Annotated in this window: 1 protein-coding gene; it reads left to right on the forward strand. The window is 74.4% G+C overall.

What is annotated here, in order from left to right; all coding sequences use genetic code 11:
* The coding region (locus tag AAHZ94_RS34395; protein ID WP_349997602.1) for a pseudouridine synthase at positions 1-866 on the forward strand (866 nt) is incomplete at its 5' end.
* Positions 867-1,137: the final 271 nt, after the last annotated feature.

Consider the following 1,137-nt stretch of genomic DNA (forward strand, 5'->3'; position numbering starts at 1 on the left):
GGACCGGCGGCGCCGGGCGACCCGGTGGCAGCCGGGGCCGGTCCGCGCCCGCGCGCCCGCGCGAGCTCGACGCGCAGATCGAGGAGCGCAACCGGGCCCGGCACGACAAGCCGCGGCTGAACCTCCCCAAGACCTTCGGCGACCAGGAGGGCGAGCGGCTCCAGAAGGTGCTGGCCCGGGCCGGCATGGGCTCGCGGCGGGCCTGCGAGGAGCTGATCGACCAGGCCAGGGTCGAGGTGAACGGGCAGATCGTCACCGAGCAGGGGCTGCGCGTCGACCCGGAGAAGGACGAGATCAAGGTGGACGGCCTGACCGTCGCCACCCAGTCGTACCTCTTCTTCGCCCTCAACAAGCCCGCCGGCGTCGTCTCCACCATGGAGGACCCGGACGGCCGCCAGTGCCTGGGCGACTACGTGACCAACCGCGAGACGCGGCTGTTCCACGTCGGACGCCTGGACACCGAGACCGAGGGCATCATCCTGCTCACCAACCACGGCGAGCTGGCCCACCGCCTCACCCACCCCAGGTACGGCGTCAAGAAGACCTACCTGGCCGCGATCCAGGGTCCGATCCCGCGCGACCTCGGCAAGCAGCTCAAGAACGGCATCGAGCTTGAGGACGGCTACGCCCGCGCCGACCAGTTCAAGGTCGTCGAGAACGTCGGCAAGAACTACCTGGTCGAGGTCTCGCTGCACGAGGGCCGCAAGCACATCGTGCGGCGCATGCTGGCCGAGGCGGGTTTCCCGGTCGACAAGCTGGTCCGCACGGGCTTCGGCCCCATCCCGCTCGGCGACCAGAAGTCGGGCTGGCTGCGCCGCCTGACCAACACCGAGGTCGGCATGCTGATGCGCGAGGTCGATCTCTAAGGGGCACCGGCTGATCGGCAGCTAAGGGGTACCGGCCGATCGGTCGCCGCCGGGACGGGCCGTGTGCCCGTGACCCCTGGCTTTCGGCCGTCGGCCATCGGTCGTGCGGCTGGCCGGCCGCGGCGTCGTGATGGCGTCGCGGCCGGGGGGGGGGGGCCCCCCCCCGGCCCGCCCCGGCCGCCCCGGGGCGCCCCCCCCCCGCCCCCCCCCCCCGCGCCCGCCCGCGCCCCCCCCCCCCCCCCCCCCCCCCCCCCCCGCGGGGGCCCCCCCC

This window comes from Streptomyces sp. HSW2009 (assembly GCF_040240285.1).
Classification (GTDB): domain Bacteria; phylum Actinomycetota; class Actinomycetes; order Streptomycetales; family Streptomycetaceae; genus Streptomyces.